Origin of the sequence: Streptomyces desertarenae, assembly GCF_042681365.1 — a bacterium.
GTDB classification, from domain to species: domain Bacteria; phylum Actinomycetota; class Actinomycetes; order Streptomycetales; family Streptomycetaceae; genus Streptomyces; species Streptomyces desertarenae.
Genome location: NZ_JBHUFU010000001.1, coordinates 20648 through 46143, shown reverse-complemented (window position 1 = coordinate 46143; position 25496 = coordinate 20648). Strand labels below are relative to the sequence as shown.

General features: G+C 77.7%; 18 protein-coding genes. 12 read left to right on the top strand and 6 right to left on the bottom strand.

The genetic code is table 11. The annotated features are described in order from the left end of the window. Positions 1–113: 113 nt before the first annotated feature. Positions 114–866, top strand: a complete 753-nt coding sequence (locus tag ACFSJS_RS00180) for a Clp protease N-terminal domain-containing protein (RefSeq protein WP_380895289.1) — start codon at positions 114–116, stop codon at positions 864–866. 216 nt (positions 867–1082) lie between these two features. Beyond that, positions 1083–2795: a TIGR03767 family metallophosphoesterase gene (locus ACFSJS_RS00175; protein ID WP_380895287.1), complete on the top strand. Its 1713-nt coding sequence runs from the start codon at positions 1083–1085 to the stop codon at positions 2793–2795. Positions 2796–2862: 67 nt separating this feature from the next. Here ACFSJS_RS00175 and ACFSJS_RS00170 read toward each other — a convergent pair whose 3' ends face one another. The 4 genes from ACFSJS_RS00170 to ACFSJS_RS00155 all read right to left on the bottom strand — a co-directional run bounded on the left by ACFSJS_RS00170 (position 2863) and on the right by ACFSJS_RS00155 (position 7267). After that, positions 2863–4077: an SMI1/KNR4 family protein gene (locus ACFSJS_RS00170; protein ID WP_380895285.1), complete on the bottom strand. Its 1215-nt coding sequence runs from the start codon at positions 4075–4077 to the stop codon at positions 2863–2865. Positions 4078–4353: 276 nt separating this feature from the next. Beyond that, positions 4354–4650: a hypothetical protein gene (locus ACFSJS_RS00165; RefSeq protein WP_380895283.1), complete on the bottom strand. Its 297-nt coding sequence runs from the start codon at positions 4648–4650 to the stop codon at positions 4354–4356. Between the two features lie 9 nt (positions 4651–4659). Further along, entirely contained in the window at positions 4660–6981 is a 2322-nt protein-coding gene (malQ, locus tag ACFSJS_RS00160) for a 4-alpha-glucanotransferase (RefSeq protein ID WP_417822930.1), read from the bottom strand. A 28-nt stretch (positions 6982–7009) separates the two neighbouring features. Continuing rightward, entirely contained in the window at positions 7010–7267 is a 258-nt protein-coding gene (locus ACFSJS_RS00155) for a hypothetical protein (RefSeq protein WP_380895279.1), read from the bottom strand. 492 nt (positions 7268–7759) lie between these two features. Between ACFSJS_RS00155 and ACFSJS_RS00150 the strand changes: the two genes are divergently transcribed. Continuing rightward, positions 7760–11080 (top strand): beta-N-acetylglucosaminidase domain-containing protein, encoded by a 3321-nt coding sequence (locus ACFSJS_RS00150; protein WP_380895278.1) that lies wholly within the window; start codon positions 7760–7762, stop codon positions 11078–11080. Positions 11081–11167: 87 nt separating this feature from the next. Here the strand turns inward: ACFSJS_RS00150 and ACFSJS_RS00145 are convergent, their stop codons facing one another. Further along, positions 11168–11707: an HNH endonuclease gene (locus ACFSJS_RS00145; protein ID WP_380895276.1), complete on the bottom strand. Its 540-nt coding sequence runs from the start codon at positions 11705–11707 to the stop codon at positions 11168–11170. Positions 11708–11921: 214 nt separating this feature from the next. Between ACFSJS_RS00145 and ACFSJS_RS00140 the strand changes: the two genes are divergently transcribed. The 4 genes from ACFSJS_RS00140 to ACFSJS_RS00125 all read left to right on the top strand — a co-directional run bounded on the left by ACFSJS_RS00140 (position 11922) and on the right by ACFSJS_RS00125 (position 16758). After that, positions 11922–13022, top strand: coding sequence for a mechanosensitive ion channel family protein (locus ACFSJS_RS00140; protein WP_380895274.1), 1101 nt, complete (start codon positions 11922–11924; stop codon positions 13020–13022). A gap of 106 nt (positions 13023–13128) precedes the next feature. Next, positions 13129–14367 carry an ROK family transcriptional regulator gene (locus ACFSJS_RS00135; protein ID WP_380895272.1) on the top strand — a complete coding sequence of 413 codons (1239 nt, stop codon included), beginning with the start codon at positions 13129–13131 and terminating at the stop codon, positions 14365–14367. A gap of 121 nt (positions 14368–14488) precedes the next feature. Then, complete coding sequence (locus tag ACFSJS_RS00130) at positions 14489–15760, top strand: family 4 glycosyl hydrolase (protein ID WP_380895270.1); 1272 nt, start codon at positions 14489–14491, stop codon at positions 15758–15760. Continuing rightward, positions 15751–16758, top strand: a complete 1008-nt coding sequence (locus ACFSJS_RS00125; protein WP_380895268.1) for an N-acetylglucosamine kinase — start codon at positions 15751–15753, stop codon at positions 16756–16758. The genes ACFSJS_RS00130 and ACFSJS_RS00125 overlap by 10 nt, the downstream gene beginning before the upstream one ends. A gap of 103 nt (positions 16759–16861) precedes the next feature. On the opposite strand, the gene ACFSJS_RS00120 is transcribed toward ACFSJS_RS00125, so the two are convergent. Continuing rightward, positions 16862–18079: an erythromycin esterase family protein gene (locus tag ACFSJS_RS00120; RefSeq protein ID WP_380895266.1), complete on the bottom strand. Its 1218-nt coding sequence runs from the start codon at positions 18077–18079 to the stop codon at positions 16862–16864. Positions 18080–18137: 58 nt separating this feature from the next. On the opposite strand from ACFSJS_RS00120, the gene ACFSJS_RS00115 reads away from it, so the two are divergent. The 5 genes from ACFSJS_RS00115 to ACFSJS_RS00095 all read left to right on the top strand — a co-directional run bounded on the left by ACFSJS_RS00115 (position 18138) and on the right by ACFSJS_RS00095 (position 25496). Next, positions 18138–18872, top strand: coding sequence for a TioE family transcriptional regulator (locus tag ACFSJS_RS00115; protein ID WP_380895264.1), 735 nt, complete (start codon positions 18138–18140; stop codon positions 18870–18872). A gap of 178 nt (positions 18873–19050) precedes the next feature. After that, positions 19051–20433 carry a hypothetical protein gene (locus tag ACFSJS_RS00110; protein WP_380895262.1) on the top strand — a complete coding sequence of 461 codons (1383 nt, stop codon included), beginning with the start codon at positions 19051–19053 and terminating at the stop codon, positions 20431–20433. Positions 20434–20447: 14 nt separating this feature from the next. Further along, entirely contained in the window at positions 20448–21557 is a 1110-nt protein-coding gene (locus ACFSJS_RS00105; protein ID WP_380895260.1) for a glutamate ABC transporter substrate-binding protein, read from the top strand. 217 nt (positions 21558–21774) lie between these two features. After that, on the top strand, positions 21775–23034 hold the full coding sequence (locus ACFSJS_RS00100; RefSeq protein ID WP_380896718.1) for a hypothetical protein: 1260 nt from the start codon (positions 21775–21777) through the stop codon (positions 23032–23034). Between the two features lie 293 nt (positions 23035–23327). Beyond that, entirely contained in the window at positions 23328–25496 is a 2169-nt protein-coding gene (locus ACFSJS_RS00095) for a serine/threonine-protein kinase (RefSeq protein WP_380895258.1), read from the top strand.

Sequence of the window (25496 nt, the reverse complement as noted above, 5' to 3'; positions counted from 1 at the left end):
CGGCCCGCCCGGTGAGCGGGGCCGGGAGGGGCGGAGCGGGGTCCGACCGCCCGTCCGAGCCCATCGTCAACCCGGGGTTGACGCCCCTCCATGCGTCAACCTATGGTTGACGCATGGAGAATCCGGTTTCCCTTCCTCCCACCGTCCGCCTCGACGACCTGATCGAGGGCATCAAGAAGACCGAGGACGACGTCCTGCGCCAGTTGTCCACCGCCGTCCTCGCCGCCGAGCACCTCGGCGAGGTGGCCGACCACCTCATCGGCCACTTCGTGGACCAGGCCCGGCGTTCGGGTGCCTCCTGGACCGACATCGGCCGCAGCATGGGCATCACCAAGCAGGCCGCCCAGAAGCGCTTCGTCCCCAAGGGATCCGCGCCGGACCTCGACCCCGCCCAGGGGTTCGGCCGGTACACCCCCCGGGCCAGGAACGTCGTGGTGGCGGCGCAGAACGAGGCCCGGACGGCGGGCCACACCGAGATCCGGCCCGAGCACCTGGCCCTGGGCCTGCTGAGCGAACCGGACGGGTTCGCCGCGCGGGCGGTCGCCGCGCAGGGCGTGACGCCGCAGAGCCTCCGGGAGGCCCTCACCGCGGCGCTGCCGCCCGCGGCCGGGGAGGCGCCCGAACTCGTCCCGTTCGACGCGCGGGCGAAGAAGGCACTGGAGCTCACCTTCCGGGAGGCGCTGCGGCTGGGCCACAACTACGTCGGCACCGAGCACCTCCTGCTCGCCCTGCTCGAACTCGAGGACGGCAGGGGCCCGCTCGGCGGCCTCGGCATCCGCAAGGCCGCCGTCGAGGCGTACGTCGCCGACGCCCTCGCCGCGCTCGCCGCGTCCGCCGAACGCGCGAAGGCCTCCGAGGAGGAGTGACCCCCGCGGTCGGCGGGTGAACGGGCGGTGAGCGGGGCCGCACCGGACGGCGAGCGGGACGTGGCGGCCGCGTCCTCGGTGATCCATGCGCCCTGATCGGTGCCGGGCGTTCGCGCACCGTTGGAGTGCGGGTCACCGCGGATGCCGACGATCCCCGGTGGGCGGGGGAACGCCCCGCCCCCAAGGCGCCGCGTTCGCATCCGGGGAGAGACGCCCATGTCCCGCCGCAGCCAGCCCGCCCACCGATCCGCCGCCCACCGCGTCCTGGACCGCCGCACCCTGCTCGCCGCGGCGGGCGCGGCCGGCGCCGCCACCGCCGCGGGAGCGGCCCTCGGCGGGGGCGGGGCGCCGGCCGGGGCCGCAGCGCCGGCGGCCCCGGTCCCCCCGCCGCCCGCCCCGTCCGCCCGGAGCACCGCGGCCGCCGCCCCCTCCCCCGCCGGCACCACGCTGGAGAGCGTGGCGGCGCCGCGCGGGACCGCCGGCTACCGCAGGCTGGGCGCGGGCCGCGGCTGGGAGCGGGTGGTGCGCGAGGACCTCGCGGCCGCGGGCCGGGCCCGCGTCCGGCGGCGCACGCCCCTGGCCTGCTTCGTGCAGCTCACGGACACCCACATCACGGACGTCCAGCACCCGCTGCGCTTCGAGTTCCAGCGCAACGGACGCCCCGGCGCCTGGCGCCCGCAGGAGGCGCTCACCGTCCACGGCCTGGTCTCCCTGGTGGAGCGGATCAACTCGCTGAGCGGCGGGCCGGCCACCGGCGCGCCCCTGGACTTCGCGGTGACCACCGGGGACAATACCGACAACAACTGCCGCGCCGAGACCGAGTGGTTCCTCACCGCGATGAGCGGCGGCCGGATCACCCCCGACACCGGCGACCCGGCACGCTACGAGGGCGTCCAGGACTCCGGTCTCCCCCTGTACTGGCACCCCGAGGACCCGGTGCGCGACCTCGACAAGCAGCACGGCTTCCCCCGCGTCGACGGCCTGCTGGACGCCGCGCGCCGCCGGATCGTCAGCCCCGGCCTGCGCCTCCCGTGGTACTCCACCGTCGGCAACCACGACGACCTGCACGGCGGCCACTTCGCGAGCGGCGGGTGGCTGGCCGAGACGGCCGTCGGGGACCGGAAGCTGTACGAGCTGTCGGCGGCCGAGGGCCTGGCCCTGCACAGGACGGTGCGCGCGGGCGGGGACGTGCGGGGCGAGGGCCTGCGGGAGCTGCTGCGCACCCACGCCCGGAGGATGCGGACCGTCACCCCCGACCCGTCCCGCGCCCCGCTGACGACCCGCCAGTACGCCGAGCTCCACCTGGACCCGGCGTACACCGGTCCGGGGCCGGTCGGGCACGGCCACACCCGCGAGTCCCTGGAGGAGGGGCGGCTGTACTACTCCTTCCGCGCCGCCGACGGCGTCACCGGCATCAGCCTGGACACCACCGCGCCCGGCGGCGACTACCGGGGCCACGTCTCCGCCGCCCAGCTGCGTTGGCTCGACCGCGAGCTGACGCGCCACGGCGACGGCCCGGTCGTCGTCTTCAGCCACCACTGCGGGGACTCCATCACCACCGGCGGCGCCGAACTCCTGGCCCTGCTGGAGCGGCACGGGAACGTGGTCGCGTGGATCAACGGGCACAGCCACCGCAACCGGATCACCCCGCACCGCGGCTTCTGGGAGGTCACCACCGCCTCGCACGTGGACCACCCGCAGCTCGCCCGCGTGATCGAGCTGACGGACAACGGCGACGGGACGCTCTCCCTCTTCACCACCTGCGTGGAGTCCGCGGCCCCCTACGCCGCCGATCCCGGCGACCTGTCGCCCGCGGGCCTGGCCTCCCTCTACCGCGAGCTGGCCTTCAACGCGCCGGGCCGCGGCACCGGCCTGGCCGGTGAGCCGGGGGACCGGAACACCGAGCTGCTGCTGCCGCGGAGGCGCTGACCGCTCCCGGGCGGGCCCGGCGTCCGCTCCCCTCCGCCCCTCCGTCCTCCCCGTGCCGCTCGCCGGGTCACCAGTGGGTGTCGTCGCTCCCCGGGGAGAACCCGGCGAACGCCAGGGGGTCGTCCTCCTCGCCCAGCCCGGCCAGCCCCTCCGTGACGAGGTCCCCGCGCAGCCACTCCAGCAGGACGTCCGTCAGGGTGCCCGCCAGGGGCGGCCCCTGGCCGGCGCGGCGGGGCCAGACGGCCACCGGCCAGTCGTCCGGCTCCCCCTCGGTCAGCCAACCCAGGTGGTCGCCCTCGACGGAGACGGCGAAGGGCAGGAAACCGCCCGGCTCCGGCCACACGGCGAGCGGGTGGTGCTCGGGGGACCTCCCGCGCAGCCCGCGGTAGGTGTCGGCCGCCCGCCGGGCGTGGTGCGCGAGACCGTTCCCGGCCGTGCGCAGGGGCGCGAAGAAGCCGAGCCAGTTCCCCCAGTGCCCGGAGCCGTAGCGCTCCATCAGCGTCACGTACTCGTCGGGCAGCCGGGTGCCGAGCTCCTCGAAGAGCCATTCCCAGGTGCCGTCCCCGAGGTACGGGGTGGCGGGCGGCGGCACCAGCCGGGTCAGCGCCTCCAGCCCGTTCCCCCCGGTGAGCGCGGCGCGCCGTACGCCCCCGGCCTCCGGTGCCGGCTCGGGGTCCCGCTCCGGCGGCGTCCAGGGGCGGGCACCGACCAGGAAGGCGGTGCGGCACGCGGTGGCCGGGAGCGGTCCGAGCGTCCTGCCGCGGGGCAGCGGGAGGCCGTCGGCCAGGAGCGCCGCCACGGTCTCCGTCAGCGTCGTCCCCCAGCGGCGCCAGGGGTCCTCCTCGCCGCCCGCGTTCCGGTCGTGCGCGACGACCGGCCAGCGGTCGGGGTCGTCATGGGCCCCGGTGTCCCAGAACAGGCGGACGCCGTCCCGCGTCTCGCCCCAGGCCAGCAGCCCGCCGGGCTCCGGGTGGAAGGGCGGGGGCTGGTACGGCGGGGTCCGGCGGGAGGCGATGCGGCACTCGCGGTGGGTCTCCCAGAGCCAGTCCCCGTACTCGAAGCGCTCCCCCCGCTCGCACGGCGCGTGCAGCCACAGGCGCCCGCCCAGCTCCAGCGGCCCGCAGGCGGAGACCAGCCGCTTGTAGTCGGCGGGCAGCCGCAGGCCCAGCCGTCCCTCGACCGCCGCCCAGTCGACGGGCAGGGGTGCGGGCGCGGCCGGAGGGTCCGACGGCCGCACCGGCGCGGGGAGCGCGAGCCGGGCGACGAGCGAGAGCAGTTCCATGGGGGCACATGGTGGCATCCCGGCCCGGAACCGGCACCGTCCGGGGGTGGCCCCGGCCGCGGCGACCGCGGTGCGCCCGGGGTTCCGGCCGGCGGCGGGGCCAGGCCGTGCGCACCCGCGCCCCGCCGGTGGACGGAGGGGCACCCGGCCACGGGAGCCGTGGACCGAGGAGGGCGAGGACGGGGCCCTCCCGCGCGTCCATCCGGACGACTCCCCGCCCCGCGGTCCTGCCGGGGCGCGGCGCCCCGGGCGGCGGGGGCGCCGCGGAAGGACGGGTCAGCCGCGGTTGGGCTCCTGGCGGCCGGCGATCTGGCCGCTCTTGCGCGAGGCCTTGTCGCCCGCCATCACCAGCCCGGTGATGACCAGGAACAGCACGACCGGCAGCACGACGTACAGGCCGAGGGTCTCGGCCACGCTCAGGCCGGTGCCCGGGTCGTCGCCGTCGTCGCGGTAGAGGTTGGCGGAGGCGGTGGGAGCGGCGACCAGGAGCGTCAGCGTGGTGAGGGCGGTGACGGCTCCGGCGCGCACGGCGGTGCCGGCGCTCTTGACGTTCTGGGTGACCTTGTTGTCCACGGTTCAACGCTAGCGAACGTCGCCGGACGGCACGCGCCCAGGGTGGCCTTGCACGCCCGGCCGGGGGGCGGCGCGGTGCCCGTCGTGGTGCCCCTCGCGGCCGCCGGGGTGGGCGCCGAGGTCCTCCTCGCGCTGCCCGCCGTGCTCCCCCGGCGCGGGGATACGGCCCTCCCGGGGGCCGTGCAGCTCCTCGTACACCGTCTCCAGCAGGGCGCGCAGCCGGGGCGAGGCGACCAGCTCCTCCAGGGTGACGGGCCTGCCGTCGCCGTCGGCCACGGGCAGCCGCCAGTTGGGGTACCGGTCGCCCCAGGTGCCGGGCACGTTCTGCGGGCGCCGGTCGCCGACGCCGTCCGGCAGCCAGACGCCGACCATCTTCGCGGGGGTGCGGGCCAGGAAGCGGTAGACCGCCCTGATCTCGCTCTCCTCCTCGCCCGCGCCCTCCGGCAGCAGGCCCAGGCGGTCCAGGTGCGCCACCCATTCGGCGGTCTCGGCGGCGTCCTGGGTCTGCTCGTCGGCGAAGGCGCCGGCCAGCAGCCCGAGGCGGTCGCGCAGCCGGACGTGGTCGCCGCTGAGCCGGGCGGCGGTGCTGGGCAGGTCGTGGGTGGTGGCGGTGGCCAGGCAGTCGGCGCGCCAGTCCTGCGGGTCCAGCGGCCGGGGCGTCTCGTGGCGGGGGGTGCGCAGGTACTCGTAGTCGCGTTCGAACCACAGCACGGAGGTGCCCAGCGCACCGCGCGCGGCCAGCTCCGCGCGGACCCCGGACTCGACGGTTCCCAGGTCCTCGCCGATGACGACGGCGCCGGCGCGGTGCGCCTCCAGGGCGAGCATGCCGAGCATGGCCCCGGCGTCGTAGCGGACGTAGGTGCCCTCGGTCGGCGGGCGGCCCTGGGGGACCCACCAGAGCCGGAACAGGCCCATCACGTGGTCGATGCGCAGCCCGCCGGTGTGGCGCAGCAGCCCCGACAGCAGCGAGCGGTAGGGGGCGTACCCGGCGGCGGCCAGGGCGTCCGGGCGCCAGGGCGGCAGGCCCCAGTCCTGGCCGTTGGCGTTGAAGGCGTCGGGCGGGGCGCCGACGGAGATGCCGTCGGCGAGGTAGTCGCGCAGGGACCAGGCCTCCGCGCCGGAGGGGTGGACGCCCAGGGCCAGGTCGTGGACGAGGCCGACGGGCATGCCGGCGTCGCGGGCGGTGCGCTGGGCGCGGGCGAGCTGGGAGTCGGTGAGCCAGGCCAGCCAGCTGTGGAAGTCCACCCGGTCCAGCAGCTCGGCGCGGGCGCGCGCGGTGGCGGACGAGCGCGGGTCGTCCAGGCCGCCGGGCCAGGAGCGCCAGTCGGGGCCGTGGACCTCGGCGAGGGAGCACCAGACGGCGTGGTCCTCCAGTGCCTGGCCCTGCTCGGCGAGGAAGTCGCAGTAGGCGACGTGGCGGCCGGGGCTGAGGGGGACGGTGCGGACCAGCTCCAGGGCCCGGCGCTTGAGCTCCCAGACCGCGTCGCGGTCGATCCTGCCGTCCTCGGCGAGGGTGGCCTCGCGCAGCCCGGCGGCGCGGTCCACCAGCTCCGCGGCGCGCTCCCGGGCCTCGCCGCGCAGGTAGCCGTACTCGGGGATCTCCTCGATCCGCAGGTGCACCGGGTCGGCGAAGCGGCGCGAGGACGGCCGGTACGGGGAGGGGTCGATGCTCTCGCCCTCTCCGGCGGGGACGGCGGAGTGCAGGGGGTTGAGCTGGATGAACCCGGCGCCGACCTCGCGCCCGGCCCAGGCGGCCAGGTCGGCGAGGTCGGCGAGGTCGCCCATGCCCCACGAGCGCGAGGAGAGCAGGGAGTAGAGCTGGACGAGGAGCCCGAAGGAGCGGCCCGGGGGCGCCGGGAAGCGGTCGGGGGCGACGATCAGCGCGGCGCGGGCGGTGCGGCCGTCGGGCGCCTGGGCGCGCAGGGTGTGGCAGCCCGGCGGCAGCCGCCCGGCCGTGGGGCCGGCCGCCTGGGCGACCCGCTCCAGGACGCGGCCGTCCTCGGTCTCCACGCTCAGCACCGTGCCGTCGGGGAGCGGCGGGAGGACGCCGCGGACCGCGGAGGCCTCGGCGGCGTACGGCGCGTCCGGGCGCGGGGGACGGGGGACGCGGACGACGACGGTGGGGGGCAGCAGCCGGGCGGCCTCCTCCCCGGCGTGCCGGTCCAGCGCCTCGCGGACGGCGTCCGGGGTCGAGGCGTCGACGCCCAGTGCGGCCAGGACCTCGACGATCGTGGCGTCGGGCACCTGGAGCGTACGGCCCGGAGCGGGGTCGTAGGAGGTGCAGACTCCGTGTGCCGCGGCCAGCCGTGCCAGTCGGCTCATCCGGTACATCCCTCCGGTCGGCGGGGACCCCTGCGGTCTAGATGTCCGCCGGTTCCGTGCCGTATCCCACCGCGACCGGTTCACTGGTCAGCGGGGTCTCGGCGGAGAGCGGCGGCTCGCTGGTGAGCGGAGCGCTGTCGGCGAGCGGGGGTTCGCTGGTCAGGGGGGTCTCGGGGCAGCCGCAGGCGCAGGAGCCGTCCAGGCCGGAGTCCGGGTCCGAGAGGCCGGAGAGGTCGATCGGCTCCCGCCCCTGTTTGGGGAGGAGGGGGTACAGCACTTCAGCGGACGCGGCCACGGAGGCCTCCGTTCGTCGGTTTCGGTCGTGCGGGGCTCGGGCGGGAACTGGGGTCGGCCGAGTCGGCGGGCCCATGGGCCGACCATCTGACGCTCTACCCACTGGGGCGGAAACCAGACACGTTCGGCGCCACAAACGTGACCCAGGTCACTCGACCTGGCGCCGACGATTTCACGGCGTTACGCGCCTGCCAGCGTAGGGCATTCGATCAAAGCGGGCATCTCGGCCGAAGATTTGCCGTCCGCCGGAGCCCCCCGGAGCGAGGCGGCCCCCGCGGCGCGCCGCCCCCGGCCCCGTCCGCGGCCACGCCCCGCGCGGACGGGATCCGGTGCGCGGACCGCCGGGTTCCGCCCCGTTCCCCCTTCGGCCGTCGACAAGTCGGACACTTCGGCCCCCGTCGTTGACACCCTCACCGGCCCGGTGGTGGGGTCGTTGCCGACCGGCGGGTCCGGTCGGCAACGCGGTGAACGGGGCGAGAGGGACCGGTGAGACGTGAACCATGCGACGCACGGCCGCGGCGCGCGCCGTACCGGGGCGACGGCGCTGGTCGCGGCGGTTCTCGGCGGACTGCTCGGCGGCGCGCCCGGCGCGCACGCCGCACCGCCGCAGCCCGAGCGGACGGCGGGCCCGGAGGCGGGCGACCCCGGCGACGGCCGCACCGCCGCACAAGGCGGCGTCCCCCCCGTCTGGCCGCGTCCGCAGTCCCTGCGCACGCGCGGGGCGCCGGTGCCCGTCGGTGACGAGGTCGTCCTGGTCGCCGGCGGGGACGCCGACCCCCACGCCCTCGACGTCGTCCGCGACGCCCTGCGCTCGGCAGGGGCGCGGAGCGTGCGCACCGTGCGGCCCGGCGCGGAGGGAGGCGCCGAGGGCCTGGTGGTGCGGGCCGGCGACGAGGCCGCCGAGCGGGCCCTGCGCCTCCTGCGCGCGCCCGGGCGCGGCGACCTGCCCCCCGGCGGCTACCGGCTGGCGGTGGGACGCGCCGACGGCCTGGACGGCCGGGCGGGCACGGTGGCCCTGGCGGGCACCGGGCGCGACGGGCTGTTCCACGCCGCGCAGACGCTGCGCCAGCTGATCACGGTCGACGGGGACGGGGCCCGGGTGGCCGGCGTCGTCGTGCGCGACTGGCCCGCGGCCCCCGTCCGCGGCACGGTCGAGGGCTTCTACGGCGAGGCGTGGTCGCACAAGGAGCGGCTGGCGCACCTGGACTTCCTGGGCCGGACCAAGCAGAACCGCTACCTGTACGCGCCCGGCGACGACCCCTTCCGCCAGGCCCGCTGGCGCGACCCCTACCCCGCCGACCAGCGCGCGCGCTTCCGGGAGCTGGCCGACCGCGCCCGCCGCAACCACGTGGTGCTGGGCTGGGCCGTCTCGCCGGGGCAGTCGATGTGCCTGGCCTCCGCCGACGACCGCAGGGCGCTGCTGCGGAAGATCGACGCGATGGTGGCGCTGGGGGTGCGGGCCGTCCAGCTCCGCTTCGATGACGCCAGCTACCACGAGTGGCACTGCGACGAGGACGCCGACCGCTACGGCTCCGGCCCGAAGGCCGCGGCCCGCGCCCACGCGGAGCTGGCCGGCGAGGTCGCCGCGCACCTGGCGGAGCGGTACGGCTCCGGGCGCGGCGGCGCGGTCGCGCTGTCGGTGCTGCCGACGGAGTTCTACCAGGACGGGCGCACCGAGTACCGCGACGAGCTGGCCGGACGGCTGCGGCAGGACGTGGAGGTGGCCTGGAGCGGCGTCGGGGTCGTCCCGGCCGCCATCACCGGCGCGGAGGTGGCCGAGGCCCGCGCCGCCCTGCGCCACCCGCTGGCCACGGTGGACAACTACCCGGTCAACGACTACGCGGCCGACCGCCTCTTCCTGGGCCCCTACACCGGGCGCGACCCGGCCGTCGCCAACCGGTCGGCGGAGCTGCTGGCCAACGCGATGGAGCAGGCGACGGCCTCCCGCATCCCGCTGTTCACCGTCGCCGACTACGCCTGGAACCCGCGCGCCTACCGGCCCGGGGAGTCCTGGCGGGCGGCCGTCGACGACCTGGCGGCCACCACCGGCGGGCGGGGGCGGGGCGACGCGGCCGGCCCCGTCGGGACCGGCGCGGACCCCGCGACCCGCGAGGCGCTGCGCGTGCTCGCCGCCAACAGCGCCTCCTCGGTGCTCGACGAGGAGGAGTCGGCCTACCTGGTCCCGCTGGTGGAGGCCTTCTGGGCGGCCCACCGGACCGGTGACGACGGGCGGTTCGCCGCGGCGGCCGGGAGGCTGCGCGATGCCTTCGCCGTGCTGCGCGGGGCCCCCGGGCACCTGGCGGGCGTCGCCGGCGGCGCCCTGAGTGAGGAGGCGCAGCCCTGGGTGCGGCAGCTCGCCCGCTACGGGCGCGCCGGCGAGCACGCGCTGGACATGCTGGCCGCCCAGCGCGGCGGGGACGGCGCGGCGGCCTGGAAGGCCCGGCTGGAGCTGGAGCGGCTGCGGGACGAGGCCCGCCGGAGCGGGGCGACCGTCGGTGACGGCGTCCTGCCCGGCTTCGTGGACCGGGCGCTGGAGGCCGCCGACGCCTGGTCGGGCGCCCGCGGCGGGAAGGGCGGGCGCGGGCGCCCGGACGAGCGGGTGAGCGGCGGGCCCGCCGCGCTGCCCGGCTCGCCCCTGGAGCACGCCGCCGACGGCGACCCCGCCACCGCCTTCCGCGCCGCCGGGGAGCCGGGCTCCCCCGGCCGGTCCGCCGCGCCTCCGGGCGCCCCCGGAGCGCTCACCGGCGCCGAGGAACTGGTGCTGCGGCCGTCCCGGCCGCGCGTCCTGGAGGCGGTCACCGTCCAGTCGGAGCCGGGCGCGGGCGTCCGCGCCGCCGTCGAGGCGCACGTGCCGGGCGGGGGGTGGAGGCGGCTGGGAGCGCTGTCGGACGAGGGCTGGACGGAGCTGCGCGCCGGCGGCCTGCGGATCGACGCCCTGCGGCTGGCCTGGGAGGACGGCTCGGCCGCCCCGGTGATCCACGAGCTGACGCCCTGGTACTCCGACTCCCCCGGCGCCGGCCTGGACCTGGCCCGCTCCGAGACCGACGCCGTCGTCGGCGGCGGCCCGGCCGTGGTCGAGGCCCGGCTGACCGGCCACCGCCCCACCGACGTGCAGGGCCGGCTGACCGTCCGGGCGCCGGAGGGCCTCACGGTCCGGGCGCCGCGCCGGGTGACGCTGCGGCGCGGCGTGCCGGTGGCGGCGGCCGTGGAGGTCCGGGCGGAGAAGGGCGCGGCGCCGGGCGCGTACCGCGTCCCGGTCGCCCTCACCGCCGACGGCGAGACCCTGCGGGAGGTGCTGACCGTGCGCGTCGCGCCGCCCACCGGCGGGCCGGACCTGGCCCGGGGCGCGCGGGCGCTGTCCTCGGCCGACGAGACCGGGGACTTCCCCGCCGCGGCGGCCGTCGACGGCGACCCGCGGACCCGCTGGTCCTCCCCGGCGGAGGACAGGCAGTGGCTGGGCGTGGAGCTGGACCGGCCGGCCCGCGTCGGCGAGGTGCGGCTGCACTGGCAGGAGGCGCACGCCTCCCGCTACCGCGTCCAGGTCTCACCGGACGGCAGGAGCTGGACGACGGCCGCGACCGTCCGCGACGGACGCGGCGGCCGGGAGACGGTGCGGCTGGACTCCCCGGCCGGCACCCGCTTCGTACGGGTGGTCGGCGACGAGCGGGCGACCCGCTTCGGGCTCTCGCTGTGGTCCCTGGAGGCCTACGCCGTCCGCGCGGACGGCGACGGGCGCACGGACGGCGACGGGCGCAGGGACGCCGACGGGCGCGCGGACGCCGGCGGCGGGGAGGGCCGCCGCCCCCGGCGGTGACCCGCCCCCGCCGGGGGCGGTGCCGTCCGGCCCGGCGGGCGCGCCGCGCGGGGGCCGCCACCGGCCCCGTACGACAAGACCCGGATCTCAGGCAGGTGTTCTGCCGTCGATCCGGGCCAGGGCGTCGTCCGCGCCGTAGGGCCGCAGGTAGGGCAGCCAGCGCGGGTCCCGGTGCCCCGTCCCGATGATCCGCCAGGCCAGGCCGGTCGGCGGGGCGGGTTGGTGGCGCAGCCGCCAGCCCAGCTCCGCCACGTGGCGGTCGGCCTTGACGTGGTTGCAGCGGCGGCAGGCCGCCACGACGTTCTCCCAGGAGTGCTTCCCGCCGCGGCTGCGCGGGATCACGTGGTCGACGCTGGTTGCGACGCCACCGCAGTACGCGCACCTGCCGCCGTCACGGGCGAACAGGGCGCGGCGGGTGAGCGGCACGGTGCCGCGGAACGGCACCCGCACGAAGCGTTTCAGCCGGACGACGCTGGGGGCGGGTATGGCCTGGGTCGCGCTGTGCATGAGGGCGCCGGAATCCTCGAGGCTGACGGCCTTGCCGTTGAGGACGAGGATGAGCGCGCGGCGGAGCGGTACGACGCCGAGCGGCTCGTACGACGCGTTGAGGACCAGGACGTGCGGCACGGTGCCTCCTTGTACGTCGGCGGCGCGTGGCTCGCGCCGGGACGATCTCCCCCAGTGTGTCCCGCGTCCCGGTGGCGGCGCCACCACGATCGCGTAACGCGCTGAGCGTGTTTTCGCCCACACGCCATTACTCCCCTGCTGGCAGCGGCGCTACCCGGAGTGCGGGGACCGGAGCGGCCGGGTGTCCCCCGTTAGTGTGTCGGGGGTGGACTCCATGAACGACGCGCACGAGACGGCCACGAACGCCGCGGGCTGGATAGAGGAGAACTGGGGCATCTGGCTCGCCACCGGCCTGCGCATCGCGCTGATCCTGGTGATCGCGGTGGTGCTGCGCTCGGTGATCCGGCGCGCCATCACCCGGCTGATCACCCGGATGAACCGCAGCTCCGAGGCCGAGGCGAGCGGCAACGCGCTGCGCGGCCTGCTGGTCAACGCCGAGCGGCGGCGCCAGCGCACCGAGGCGATCGGGTCGGTGCTGCGCAGCGTCTCCACGTTCGTGATCATGGGCACGGCGGCGCTGATCACGCTGTCGACGCTCGGCATCGACCTCGCTCCGCTGCTGGCCAGTGCCGGTGTCGCCGGTGTGGCGATCGGCTTCGGGGCCCGCAACCTGGTCACGGACGTGCTGGGCGGGGTGTTCGTCCTGCTGGAGGACCAGTACGGGGTCGGCGACCGGATCGACGCGGGCGAGGCGACCGGCACCGTGCTGGAGATCGGGCTGCGGGTGACCAAGCTGCGCGGTGACGACGGCGAGATCTGGTACGTCCGCAACGGCGAGATCAAGCGGGTCGGCAACCTCAGCCAGGGCTGGGCGACGGCCTCCCTGGACGTCGAGGTCCGCTCCGGCGAGGACCTGGACGAGGTGCGGGCCGCCATCGCGGCGGCCGGCGAGGAGATGTCGACGACCGCCCCGTGGGACGAGGTGCTGTGGGCGCCCGTGGAGGTGCTGGGCCTGAACTCGGTGACGCTGGACACCATGGTGGTCCGCGTCTCGGCCAGGACCATGCCGGGCAAGTCGATCCCGGTGGAGCGCGAGCTGCGCTGGCGGGTGAAGAAGGCGCTGGACGCGCGCGGCATCCGGATGGTGGACGGGGAGTCGGTGGCCGCCCTGCGGAAGCTGGACGAGGACCTGGAGCACCTGGGCCGGGACCTGGGCAGCGGGCGCCCGGTGAAGGAGCCGGGCGCGGTGAAGGCGCCGGGGACGGTCACGAACACGGTGGACATGGCCAAGGGCCCGGGCAGGACGGGGGCCCCGGCCGGGGAGCCGGGCGGGCGGGCCGCCGGCCCCGGCGGCGGTCCGCGGCCCTCCCCGTAGTGCGGCCCGCCGCCGCGGCACGGCCGTTGACGCCGTGCGGAGGCGGGCCCTAGTGTCGCCCCCGCACAACAGGAAACTTTCCTGACAGTAATGAGCGGGAGAGGTCATGACCGGACCCACCCCCGGGACGCCCCGGGTGCTGCGCGCCATGAACGACCGTGCGGCCCTGGAACTCCTGCTCGCCCACGGCCCGCTGTCGCGCAGCCGCATCGGCAGGCTGACCGGCCTGTCCAAACCGACCGCCTCCCAGCTCCTGGCGCGGCTGGAGGCCGCGGACCTGGTCCGGGCCAGCGGCACCAGCCGGGGCCGCCCCGGTCCGGACGCCCAGCTGTACTCCCTCAACCCGGCCGCCGCGCACGTCGCCGGCCTCGACGTGACCACCACCCGGATCCGCGCCGCGGTCGCCGACATCACCGGCCGCACCGTCGGCTCCTTCGACCTGCCCGTCCCCCCGCGGCAGTCCGCCGAGCCCGTCGTCCGGCAGGTGGCGGCGGCCGTGGACGGCGCCGCCAAGGCCGCCGGGCTCACCCGCGACGGGCTGCACCGCGTCGTCATCGGCACCCCCGGCGCCTTCGACCCCCGCACCGGCCGGCTGCGCTACGCCTCGCACCTGCCCGGCTGGCACTCCCCCACCCTGCTGGAGGAACTGGCCGCCGCGCTGCCGATGCCGCTGGAGTACGACAACGACGTCAACCTCGCCGCCGTCGCCGAGCAGCGCCTGGGGGCCGCGCGCGGCCACGACGACTTCGTCCTGCTCTGGAACGAGCAGGGCATCGGCGCCGCCCTGGTGCTGGGCGGGCGGCTGCACCGCGGCTGGACGGGCGGCGCGGGCGAGGTCGGCTTCCTGCCCGTGCCCGGCGTCCCGCTGATGCGCCGCGTGGCCCAGGCGGGCGGCGGGGGCTTCCAGGAGCTGGCGGGTGCCCGCGCGGTGGTGCGGACGGCCCGCGACCTGGGCCTGGAGGTGCCCGCCGGGCCGGACCAGGAGGCCGCGGCGGCCCTGCTCGCCCGCGCCGCCGCCGGCGCGGGCGGGGGCACCGGGGCGGACGGCGCCCCGGACGGCCCGCACGGCGAACTGCTGCGGCGCACGGCCACCGCGCTGGCGACCGGGCTGGCCGCGGTGGTCTCCGTCCTGGACCCCGAACTCGTCGTGCTCTCCGGCGGCGTGCTGACCGCGGGCGGCGAGGCGCTGCGCGCACTCGTCCAGGAGGAGCTGGCCGACCTGGCCGCGCCCCGGCCCCGGCTGGCCATCGGCGCCGTCACCGAGCACCCGGTGCTGAGCGGGGCGCTGGAGAGCGCCCTGGCCGCCACCCGCGACGAGGTGTTCGACACCTCGCGCGGGCGGTGACCCGGCGCCTCCCGGCCCCGGCCGCGCCCCGGCCCCGGACCACCCCCGCAACCGCACCCGACACCGACGCCGACCCGCGCCGTTCCCGGCGGGCCGCCGCACCCGAGGAGGACCAGGACCCGTGAAACTCGCAGTGGTGGGCGGCGGCTCCACCTACACCCCCGAACTCGTGGACGGGTTCGCCCGCCTGCGGGACGTCCTGCCGGTCACCGAACTGGTCCTGACCGACCCCGCCGAGGACCGGCTGGAGCTGGTGGGCGGGCTCGCCCGGCGCATCCTCGCCCGGGCCGGCCATCCGGCCGCCGTCACCACCACCACCGACCTGGACGCGGCCGTCGCGGACGCCCACGCCGTCCTCCTCCAGCTCCGCGTCGGCGGGCAGGCGGCCCGGGAGAAGGACGAGACCTGGCCGCTGGAGTGCGGCTGCGTCGGCCAGGAGACCACCGGCGCCGGCGGGCTGGCCAAGGCGCTGCGCACCGTCCCGGTGGTCCTGGACATCGCCGAGCGGGTGCGCCGCGCCAGCCCCGGCGCCTGGATCGTCGACTTCACCAACCCCGTGGGCATCGTCACCCGCGCCCTGCTGAACGAGGGCCACCGCGCGGTGGGCCTGTGCAACGTGGCCATCGGGCTCCAGCGGAAGTTCGCCGCGCTGCTGGACGCCCGCCCCGAGGAGGTCCACCTGGACCACGTCGGCCTCAACCACCTCACCTGGGAGCTGGGGGTGCGCCTGGGCGGGCCGGACGGCACCGACGTCCTGCCGGGGCTGCTGGCCGAGCACGGCGGGACCATCGCGGCCGACCTGCGGCTGCCGAAGGCCCTGCTGGACCGGCTGGGCGTCGTGCCCTCGTACTACCTGCGCTACTTCTACGCGCACGACGAGGTCGTGGCCGAGATGCGCACCAGGCCCTCGCGGGCGGCCGAGGTCGCCGCGATGGAGCGGGAGCTGCTGGAGATGTACGCCGACCCGGCGCTGGACACCAAGCCCGAGCTGCTGTCCCGGCGCGGCGGCGCCTTCTACTCCGAGGCCGCCGTCGCCCTGGCCGCCGCCCTGCTGGGCGACGCGGGCGGCAGGAGCGGCGTGCAGGTCGTCAACACCCGCAACGAGGGCACCCTGCCCTTCCTCCCCGACGACGCGGTGATCGAGGTGCCGGCCGAGGTCACCCCGGCGGGGGCGGAACCCCTGCCCGTCCCACCCCTCTCCCCGCTGTACGCGGGCCTGGTCTCGGCCGTGACGGCGTACGAGCACCTGGCTCTGGACGCCGCCCTGCACGGCGGCCGGGACCGGGTGGCCGCCGCGCTGCTGGCCCACCCCCTCGTCGGGCAGTACGCGCTCGCCGAGGAGCTGACGGACCGCCTGATCGCGCACAACCGGGAGCACCTCGCATGGGCCTGACGCCCGCCGCGCTGGCGGTCGACGCGGGCAACAGCAAGACGGACGCGGCGCTGGTCGCCGAGGACGGCACCGTCCTGGGCACCGCGCGCGGCGGCGGCTTCCAGCCGCCGGCGGTCGGGGCGGAGGCGGCCGTGGAGACCCTGGGCGGGATCGTGGCCCGGGCGGCCCGGGACGCGGGGCTGGAGCTCCGGGCGGACGTCCCCCTGGCCGGCCACGTCTCGGCCTGCCTGGCCAACGCCGACCTGCCGCGCGAGGAGGAGGAGCTGGCTGCCCTGGTCGGGGCGCGCGGCTGGGGCCGCACGAGCGAGGTCGCCAACGACACGTTCGCCGTCCTGCGCGCGGGGCTGCCCGACGACGGGTCGGTGCGGCACGGGGTGGCGGTCGTCTGCGGCGCGGGCGTCAACTGCGTCGGGGTGGCCGGGGACGGCCGCACCCACCGCTTCCCCGCCGTCGGCCGGCTCTCGGGGGACTGGGGCGGCGGGGGCGGGCTGGCCGAGGAGGCGCTGTGGCACGCGGCCCGCGCCGAGGACGGCCGGGGCGCGGACACCGAGCTGGCCCGGGCGCTGCCCGCCCGTTTCGGGCTGCCCAGCATGTACGCGCTGATCGAGGCGTTCCACCTGGGGGACCTGGCGGCCGCGCGCCGCCACGACCTGGTCCCCGTCCTCTTCGAGGTGGCCGCCGCCGGTGACGCGGCCGCCCTGGCGCTGGTGCGCCGGCAGGCCGAGGAGATCACGGCCATGGCGGCGGTGGCGGCCGAGCGCCTGGGGCTGGCGGACTCGCCGTTCCCGGTGGTGCTGGGCGGCAGCGTCGTGGCCGCCCGTCACCCCGTCCTCCACGAGCGGGTCCTGGCGCTGTTCGCCGAGCGCCTGCCCCGGGCCGCCGTCGACGTCGTCACCGCCCCGCCGGTGCTCGGCGCCGGACTGCTGGCCCTGGACCGCCTCGGCGCCGGCCCCGCCGCCTGCGCCCGGCTGCGCGCGCACTACGCCGCGCGTTCCTGAGGGGGCGCGGGCGCCCGCCGGGGCCCGCGCCCGGTCGCCGGCGGGCGCTCCGGGGGCCTTGGACGGCCCCCGCGGCGGGAGCGGCCCCGGCCCGCGCAGGCGCTCAGTCCTGCGGGACGTCCCCGACGAACACGATGCCGTCGCTGTCCGCCAGGCGGGCCGGATCGAGCGGGGCGTAGCCGAACCAGGGGGACACGCGGGGGGCGGGCCGCGTGTCGCCGAGGGCGGCGGCCAGCCGGCGGGCGTCGACGACGCAGCGCTCCTCCGGGAGCGCGTACAGGAGCCCTTCGAGGGTGTCCGGCGGCGGCGTGTCCACTCCCCGGTGCCGGATGGTGCCGAGGGCCGCGGCCACGAAGGCGTACTCCCCGCCCAGGCGGGCGCTCACGATCGCGCCGGCGCTCCACCACTCCACCGGCCCCTGCCACATCCGCATCGAGCTCCTGGCCCGCTGGAGGTGGGAGTTGTGGGCGTGGACGAGCGCCGGACCCCGTTCGGCGAGGGCGAGGAGGTTGTGGGCCATCATCGCGTCCCGCACCGCGCACAGCCGGGACATGCGGGCCGGCGAGGCGTCGGCCATCCGGTGGTGGTAGCGCAGCAGGCCGATCGCGGTGCGCCCGTACAGGCGCGCCCGGTCCCACTCCTCCCGCGAGGTCTCCTCGAGCAGCTGCGGCGTCCGCTCGTCCAGCAGCGCCACCAGGTCGTCGGCGAGCAGCCGCAGCTCCCCGGCTTCGGCCGACCGCCCCACGGACCGGGCCGGGTCCGTCATCGCGGCGGGGTCGGTCCACCGGTCGTCGGCGCCGAGCAGGCGGTCGAGCGTCTCGGCGGTGCAGGGGAGCAGGTCCGCGTCCAGCCGGGCCGCGAGGTAGCCGTGGAGCGCGGTGAGAGCCTGCCGGGGGCTCGCGGCGCCGGTGATCTCCAGGGGGCCGTCGAGACCGGCGAAGCGGAGCCGCTCGGACGCGGGCCGGCCGTCGTTGTCGACGCGGACGTTGTGGGCGCGCATCCAGCGCACGAGGTCGCGGTTGGCCGCGGAGGCGCCCCAGCCGTGGCTGAACCCGTGCTCCACGACCTCGTCGAGGGTGCCCGTGCCCGAGGTGACGTAGTCGTCCACGGCCAGGGCCGCCAGGCAGTCGATCTCGATCGCGATCGTCCGGTAGCCCTCCTGCTCGACGAGCTGCCGGAAGAGTCCGTTGCGCAGGTCCAGCAGCGCGTCCTCGCCGTGGGTGGGCTCACCCAGGGCGAGCAGCCGGGGCCGGGCCGGGAGCAGTCCCATGACGGCGGCAGCCTCGACGGCATGGGCGGTGTCCCTGATGTCAGTCGCCATGCCCTCAACGGTATCGTTGAACATTCGGTTGAAACTTTTCCGCGATATCGTCGGCTTCATGGGGCGAAACCTTCAAAGCGCCAAGCGGCTCAGGCCGATCGACCTGGCACGCGGGCACGGTCTGTCCACGCAGGCGGTCAGGAACTACGAGGAGGCCGGCGTCCTTCCGGCCGCCGACCGCACGCCCCACGGCCACCGCACCTACACCCCCCTGCACGCGGCGGCCCTGCGCGCGTTCCTCGCCCTGGTGCCCGGCCACGGCCACCGGACGGCGACGTCGATCATGCGGGCGGTGAACGGGGGCGCGACCGAGGAGGCGTTCCGCCTCATCGACGAGAGCCACGCCCGGCTCCTCGACGACCGCCGGACCCTCCGGGCCGTGGAGAGCGCCCTCCGCGAGCTGGCGCCCGCCGGCGCCCGCGGACCGGGCGCGGCGGCGCCCAGGTCCGGCGGCACGTTCGTCGGGCCGCTGGCCGGGGAGCTCGGAATCCGTCCCGCGACGCTGCGCGCGTGGGAGCGCGCCGGGCTGGTGCGCCCGCGCCGCGACCCGCTGACCGGGTACCGGGTCTACGACGAGGCCGACGTGCGGGACGCCCGGCTGGTCCGCCAGCTCAGGCGGGGCGGCTACCTGCTGGAGCAGATCGCCCCGCTGATCACCCAGGTGCGGGCGGCCGGCGGGCTGGAGCCGCTGGGGGCGGCGCTGCGCGACTGGCACGGCCGGCTGTCCGCCCGCGGGCGGGCGATGCTGGCCGGAGCCGCCGAACTGGAGGCGTACCTCCGCGAGCGCGGATGAGGCCCCGTGCTCCGGCCGGGGGCCGGCGGCGGCCCGGCCCTCCGCAGCGCGGTCCGGAGCGGATCCCGGCGGGAACGGTGCCCGCCGGGGCCCGGACCGCCATACTGCTGACCGGGCCTCCGGTCCCTACCGCGCAGGGGGGCGCGGGCCGGCGGCCGGTGGGGAGGTGCGAGGAGCGGTGGCGCACCCGTCGGCCTCCCCCTTCCCCGGGGCCTCACCCGCCGGTCCCCCGGCCCCCGCCGGGAGTGCCGCCCGGTTGCGCCGCGCGGCGGCGACCGAGCCCGGACGGCTGCGGATCCTCGGGGCGGCCCTGACCGCGCTGGTGCTGGCCTTCGGCGCCCAGGCCGCCTGGCAGACCGCGCAGCGCGCCGCGGCCGCCGACACCGTGATCGGCAGCAGCCAGCCGCTGACCGCCGGCACCGCGAGCCTCCACCGCCACCTGGCCGACGCCGACACCACCGCCGCCGGCGCCTTCCTGGCCGGCGGCGCCGAACCCCCCGAACTGCGCGAGCGCTACGAGCGGGACGTGCGCACCGTCGCCCGGCTGCTGGCCGAGGCGGCCGCGGAGAACGGCGGTCCGGGGCCGGATCCCGAGCGTGCCCGGGCGCACGAGGAGATAGCCGGGCTCACCGAGCGGTTCCCCGTCTACACCGGTCTGGTGGAGGCGGCCCGCGCCAACAACCGCCAGGGCCTCCCGCTGGGCGGCGCCTACCTGCGCCACGCCGGCGAGCGGATGCGCGAGGACCTGCTGCCCGCCGCCGCGGCCCTCCACCGCTCGGAGGCGGCCCGGCTCCGCGCCGACCACGCGGCCGCCCGGTCCCGGCCCACCGGGGCGCTGCTCACCGGTGCGGCCGCGCTGGCCGCGCTCTGCTGGGCCCAGCGCCGCGACCGCCGGCGGACGAACCGGGTGGTCAACCTCGGGCTGGCGGCGGCGACCGCGGCCACGGCGGCCGGGGTGCTGTGGCTGGCCGCCGGGCACGGACTCGCGCGCTCCGCCCTGGAGGAGTCCGACCGCCGCGGCTCCCGTTCCCTCCAGGCGCTCAACGAGGCCTGGGCGGGTGCGCTCAGGGCGCGCGGCGACGAGAACCTGATGCTGGTGGCGCGCGGCGGCGGTGCCGCGTACGAGGAGGACTACCTCCGGGGGATGCGCGAGCTCACCGGCGCCGCGGAGCCCGGCCGCCGCCCCGGGGGCCTGCTGGGCCGGGCCCTGGAGCTGGCCGACGACCGGGCGGGACGCGAGCCCGTGGAGGAGGCCGTGCGGGCCGCCGCCGCCTGGCGCGAGCGCCACGCCGCGGCCCGCGCGCTGGAGACGGGCGGCCGCTACGAGGAGGCGGTGGCGGTGGTCGTCGGACCGGGCCGCGGGACGGCCCGGAGCGCGTTCGACGCGGTGGACGGCGCCCTGGCCGAGGCCGTGCGGCACGAGCAGCGGGAGTTCGAGCGGGCGGCGCAGCGGGGCCGGGCCGCGCTCGGCGGGCTGGCCGCCGGGAGCCTGGCGCTGTCCGTGCTGGGCGCGGCGGGCGTGGTGCTGGGCGTCGGGCGCAGGCTGTCGGAGTACCGGTGAGGCCGGCGGAGGGGGTGGGACCACTGCGGGAGGCGGACGAAGGAGCGGCCGGCGGACGCGCGGGGCGGGCCCGCCGGGGCGCGTCGCGCGCGGCGGCGGCCGGGCCGGCGCTGGCCGCCGCGGTGCTGCTCCAGGTCCTGCTGCCGGCGGGGCCTCCCGCACCCCCGCCCGGCTCCGTGCCCGCGCCCCCGGCCGCGTCCGCTCCCCTCCCGGCGTCCCGCGCCGCGGGCCCGCCGGCCGGCCCGGCCGCGCGTCCGGCCGCGGGGCGCCCCTCCAAGACCGCCGCCGGCGCCCGCTCCGGGCGCGAGAGGTGCGCCGACGGCGGCGACCCGGCCGCGAGCCTGCGGCCGTCGGACGGGGCGGGCCCGGCGGTGCGGCGCATCCGGCGCGCCGGACGGCTGGTGGTCGGCGTGGACCAGAACAGCTACCTGTGGGGCTACCGCGACCCGTCCTCCGGCGAACTCGCCGGGTTCGACATCGACCTGGTGCGGTTCCTCGCCGAGGAGCTGCTCGGCGAGGACCCCGAGATCGTCTACAAGACGATCCCCACCGACCGGCGCATCGCCGCGCTGCGGCGGCGCGAGGTGGACATGGTGGTGCGCACCATGTCCATCACCTGCGACCGCCGGGCCGAAGTGGCCTTCTCCACCGCCTACTTCGAGGCCGGGCAGCAGATCCTCGCGCCGCGGTCCTCACCGGTCACCGGGTTCGACGCGACACTGCGCGGCAGGCGGCTGTGCACGGCGGCCGGCTCCACGGCGCAGGCCCTGCTGGAGCGGGACGCGCGGGGCGCGTACCCGGTGTACGCGGACCACCAGCTCGACTGCCTGGTGCGGCTCCAGCTGGGCGAGGTGGACGCGGTGATGACCGACAGCGCCCTGGCCGCCGGGCAGGCCGCACAGGACCCCTCGGTCCACCTCGTCGGCGGCCCGCTGACCACCGAGCCGTACGGCGTGGCGATGAACCTCCGGGACGGGGATCTGGTCCGCCGCGTCAACAAGGCGCTCGAGGACTACCGCCGAGGCGGTGGGAACAGTCGGTGGACGGCCGCATACAAGCGGTGGCTGGCCGACAAGATGGAGGTAGCGGACCCCGCTCCCCCGGAGCCGGTCTACCGGGACTGAGCGTGGAGGCCCCGGAGGACCGCCCGGCGGGGCGGGCGCGTTCCGGGCGGGACCGCACCGCGGCCCCCGCCCGGGGACGACCGCGAGGACGACGGAATCGGCGACGAGAGCGGCGAGGTGACCGATGGGGGAGGACGGCAACCCCGGACCGGACGGGGTACCGGTCGGATCCGGTGCCGGAGCCGGGCTCGGCCCCGGTGTGCCGGGCGGGCCGGTGATGGACCGCGAGGAGGTGGACCGCGCCCTGGCACGGCTCGGCGCGGAGCACGAGGCGGTCGAGACGTGCCTGCTGTCCCTTCAGGACCACGCGGGGCGCGGACTGCTGGCGGGCGCCGCGCTGACCGGTGTGACCAAGGAGCGGTGGGCACGGGCCGAGGAGGCGGTCTCCCTGCTGTGGACCGGCTTCGAGGCCTACACCGCGGCGCTGGAGGCGGCCCGCGAGCTGCGCGGCAGGAGCCGCCGGCCGTCCCCCGAGGACCTCGCCGAGCTGACCGGCAGGCTGCGGGGCCCGGCGGTGGCGGTCCCGGCGGAGGACGGCTCCGCCGAGCGGATCGGCCTGGCGGAGCTGGTGGACCGGATGAACGCCTGGTACGCCCTGGCGCTGGACGTGGTGGCGGCGGCCGAGTCCGTGTGGTCCGCGCTGCCCGCCCGGATAGACATGCTCTCCGCCGAACTCCAGCGCGTGCGTTCCCTGGCGCACTCCGTGGGCGTGCGCCCCGGGGAGCATCCGGCCGGCGACGAGCTGGAGCGGACGACCGAGGAGCTGACGTCGCTGCGCGCCGAGGTCGTCGCCGACCCGCTGGCCTTCTGGATTCCGGCGGGGGGCAGCTCGGCGCCCGGCGGCGGCCGCCCCGACACCGAGCGGTACGACCGGGTGGCCCGCGCGCTGGACGACATCCGGCGCGAGATCGAGGCCGTGCTCCAGGTCCGGCAGGACGCCGAGCAGCGGCTGATGCGGGTGCGCGACGTGCTCTCCCGCGCCGACCGCACCCTGGCCGAGGCGCGGACGGCGCGCGGGGAGGTGCTGGCGAAGATCGCGGCGGTGGACGTGCCGGCGGTGAGCGGCCCGCCGACCGCGCTGTACGAGCAGGTGGCCACCGCCGCCGAGCACCGCAGGCACGCCCGCTGGCACCGGCTCTCCCCGCTGCTGGAGAGCCTGGAGGAGCGCGCGGACGAGGAGTTGGAGCGGGCCCGCGCCTCGCTGGCCGCCGTGACCGAGCCGCTGGCGGTGCGGGCGGAGCTGCGCGGCCGGCTGGACGCGTACCGCGCCGGGCTGGTGCGGCAGGGCCTGGCCGGCGATCCGCTGCTGGCCGAGCGGTACGACATCGCGCGGCGGCTGCTGTGGAGCGCGCCGTGCGATCTGCGGGCCGCCGAGCAGGCCGTGCGGCGCTACCGGGAGGCGGCGCTGGAGGCCGCGGCACCGGACGGCGGGCCGGCGCCGGACGGCGGCGCGGCCGGGGAGGGGAGCGCCCGGTGACGGCCGGGGCCGGCGCGCCCGGCAGTCCCGGTGCGGTGCGGCCGCCGGAGGGTCCGCCGCCCGGCGGCGCCCGTGCGCCGGCCCCGGCCGTTCTGGCCGACGGCACGGTGGGCTCGCCGCCCACGACCGCGGTCGTCCTCGCGCCCCCCGCCCGGGCCACGGCGCCGCACCCGCCCCCGAGGCCGCCGGCGGCCGGACGGGAACCGGACCTGCCCGGCTCCGGCTCCCGTCCCGGGGCCGCGGGCTCCTCCGGCCGGGGTGCGCTGGGCGCCGGGCTGGTGCAGGTGCCCCCGGTGCCGCGTCCGGACCCGCGGTCGGCGGTGCTGGCCGCCCCGGAGGTGCCGGAGCGGAAGCGGTTCTGCGCCGACCGCGCGTGCGGTGCGATGGTGGGGCGGTCGCGCGGCGGTGCGCCGGGCCGCGCCGAGGGCCTCTGCCCCCGGTGCGGGCACCCGTACTCCTTCGTTCCCCGGCTGCGGCCGGGCGACGTCGTGCGGGACCAGTACGAGGTGGTGGGCTGCCTGGCGCACGGCGGCATGGGCTGGATCTACCTGGCGGTGGACCACGCCGTCTCCGGCCGCTGGGTCGTGCTCAAGGGCCTGCTGGACACCGGCGACCGGGACGCCACGGCCGCGGCGATCTCCGAGCGCCGCTTCCTGGCGGAGATCGAGCACCCCTCCATCGTGCGCATCCACAACTTCGTCGAGCACCCGGACCCGCGCACCGGCCGCCCCGAGGGCTACATCGTGATGGAGTACGTCGGCGGCAGGTCGCTGGGGGAGATCGCCAACTCCCGCCGCACACCGGACGGCCGCCGGGACCCGCTGCCGGTCGAGCAGGCGTGCGCGTACGGCGTCGAGGCGCTGGAGGCCCTCGGCCACCTCCACGGACGCGGCCTGCTCTACTGCGACTTCAAACCCGACAACGCCATCCAGCAGGGCGACCGCCTCAAACTGATCGACATGGGGGCGGTGCGGCGGTCGGACGACACCGCCGGCCCGGTCTACGGGACGGCGGGCTACCAGGCGCCGGAGGTCGTGGAGACCGGCCCGTCGGTGGCGTCCGACCTGTACACGGTGGCACGGACGCTGGCGGTGCTCACCTTCGACTTCCAGGGCTGCGCCACCGTGTTCGCGCACTCCCTCCCGGAACCGGAGCACATAGCCGTCTTCCGGCGGTACGAGTCGTTCCACCGGCTGCTGCTGCGGGCCACCGATCCCGATCCGCGGCGTCGGTTCGCCTCGGCCGACGAGATGTCCGAGCAGCTCATGGGTGTGCTGCGGGAGATCGTGGCACTCCGCACGGGTGTCCCGCGGCCGTCGGTCTCCACGCTGTTCGGACCGCAGGTGCGGGTCGTGGACGCCCGTTCGGCCCTCTCCGCCGGTGCGGACGTCCCCCTGCCGGGTGCCGCCCGTCCGGCTGCCGGGCGCAGGCGCATCGTGCGCCGGGCGCGCACCGCGCGGAACACCCCTGCGCCCGCCGTGCCGGACGCGGGCGCGGCGGACGCGGCACCGGCGCTCGCTCCGCTGGACGCGCGGACGGCCGCCCTGGCGCTCCCGGTGCCCCTGGCGGACCCGTCCGACCCCGGCGCCACCCTGCTGAGCGGGTGGCCGGCGCCCTCCCCCGCCGCATGGAACGCCGCGCTGCGCCGCGTGCCCGCCGACTCCGTCGAGCTGCGCCTGCGGAGGCTGCGCACCCTGCTGGAAGACGGGACCGCGGCGGGCTCCGCGGACGCCGCCGCGGCCCTGGCCGAGTTGGAGGAGCGGCACCCCGGCGACTGGCGGGTCGTCTGGCACCGGGGGCTGTACGCCCTGGTGACCGGCGATCCGGAGGCGGCCGCGCCGGCCTTCGACGCGGTCCACGGCGCCTTCCCCGGCGATCCCGCCCCCAAGCTGGCGCTCGCCGTCTGCGCCGAGGCCCTGGACCGCCCGGCGGAGGCCGCGGAGTACAACCGCCTGGTGTGGGCGGCCGACCGCGGTTTCGTGGGCGCCGCGTTCGCCCTGGCCCGGGTACGGTTGGCGACCGGTGACCGCCGCGGTGCGGTGCGGGTGCTGGAGTCCGTGCCGGAGGTCTCCGTCCACCACACGGCCGCGCGGACGGCCGCCGTACGTGCCAGACTGCGGCAACGCTCCCCGTACGAGCCGCTGCTGGAGGACCTGCGGGCGGCCGCCCGCCAGGTGGAGCTGCTGCGCGAGGCCGGTCTGGATCCGCTGCACCGTGAATGGTTGACCGTCGAAGTACTGGGCAGTGCGTTGGACTGGGTGCTGGCGGGCCGTCAGGGTTCCCCCGCCGGCGCCGGTACGGGGCGCCCGCCGCCCCTGCTGGGCTGCGAGCTGGACGAGAGGGGACTCCGGCTGGGGTTGGAACGCTCGTTCCGGTTGCTCGCCAGACTCGCGCAGACCGGCACCGAAAGGATCGAACTGGTGGAACGGGCCAACCGTCTCCGCCCTAGAACATGGGTGTGA

Bases quoted from the DNA above. Each gene is read 5' to 3' on its own strand.
- ACFSJS_RS00175 (WP_380895287.1), top strand. From the start codon at position 1,083: ATGTCCCGCCGCAGCCAGCCCGCCCACCGATCCGCCGCCCACCGCGTC.
- ACFSJS_RS00115 (WP_380895264.1), top strand. From the start codon at position 18,138: ATGGGGCGAAACCTTCAAAGCGCCAAGCGGCTCAGGCCGATCGACCTG.
- ACFSJS_RS00140 (WP_380895274.1), top strand. From the start codon at position 11,922: ATGAACGACGCGCACGAGACGGCCACGAACGCCGCGGGCTGGATAGAG.
- ACFSJS_RS00100 (WP_380896718.1), top strand. From the start codon at position 21,775: ATGGACCGCGAGGAGGTGGACCGCGCCCTGGCACGGCTCGGCGCGGAG.
- ACFSJS_RS00135 (WP_380895272.1), top strand. From the start codon at position 13,129: ATGACCGGACCCACCCCCGGGACGCCCCGGGTGCTGCGCGCCATGAAC.
- ACFSJS_RS00120 (WP_380895266.1), bottom strand. From the start codon at position 18,079: ATGGCGACTGACATCAGGGACACCGCCCATGCCGTCGAGGCTGCCGCC.
- ACFSJS_RS00125 (WP_380895268.1), top strand. From the start codon at position 15,751: ATGGGCCTGACGCCCGCCGCGCTGGCGGTCGACGCGGGCAACAGCAAG.
- malQ (WP_417822930.1), bottom strand. From the start codon at position 6,981: ATGTACCGGATGAGCCGACTGGCACGGCTGGCCGCGGCACACGGAGTC.
- ACFSJS_RS00180 (WP_380895289.1), top strand. From the start codon at position 114: ATGGAGAATCCGGTTTCCCTTCCTCCCACCGTCCGCCTCGACGACCTG.
- ACFSJS_RS00170 (WP_380895285.1), bottom strand. From the start codon at position 4,077: ATGGAACTGCTCTCGCTCGTCGCCCGGCTCGCGCTCCCCGCGCCGGTG.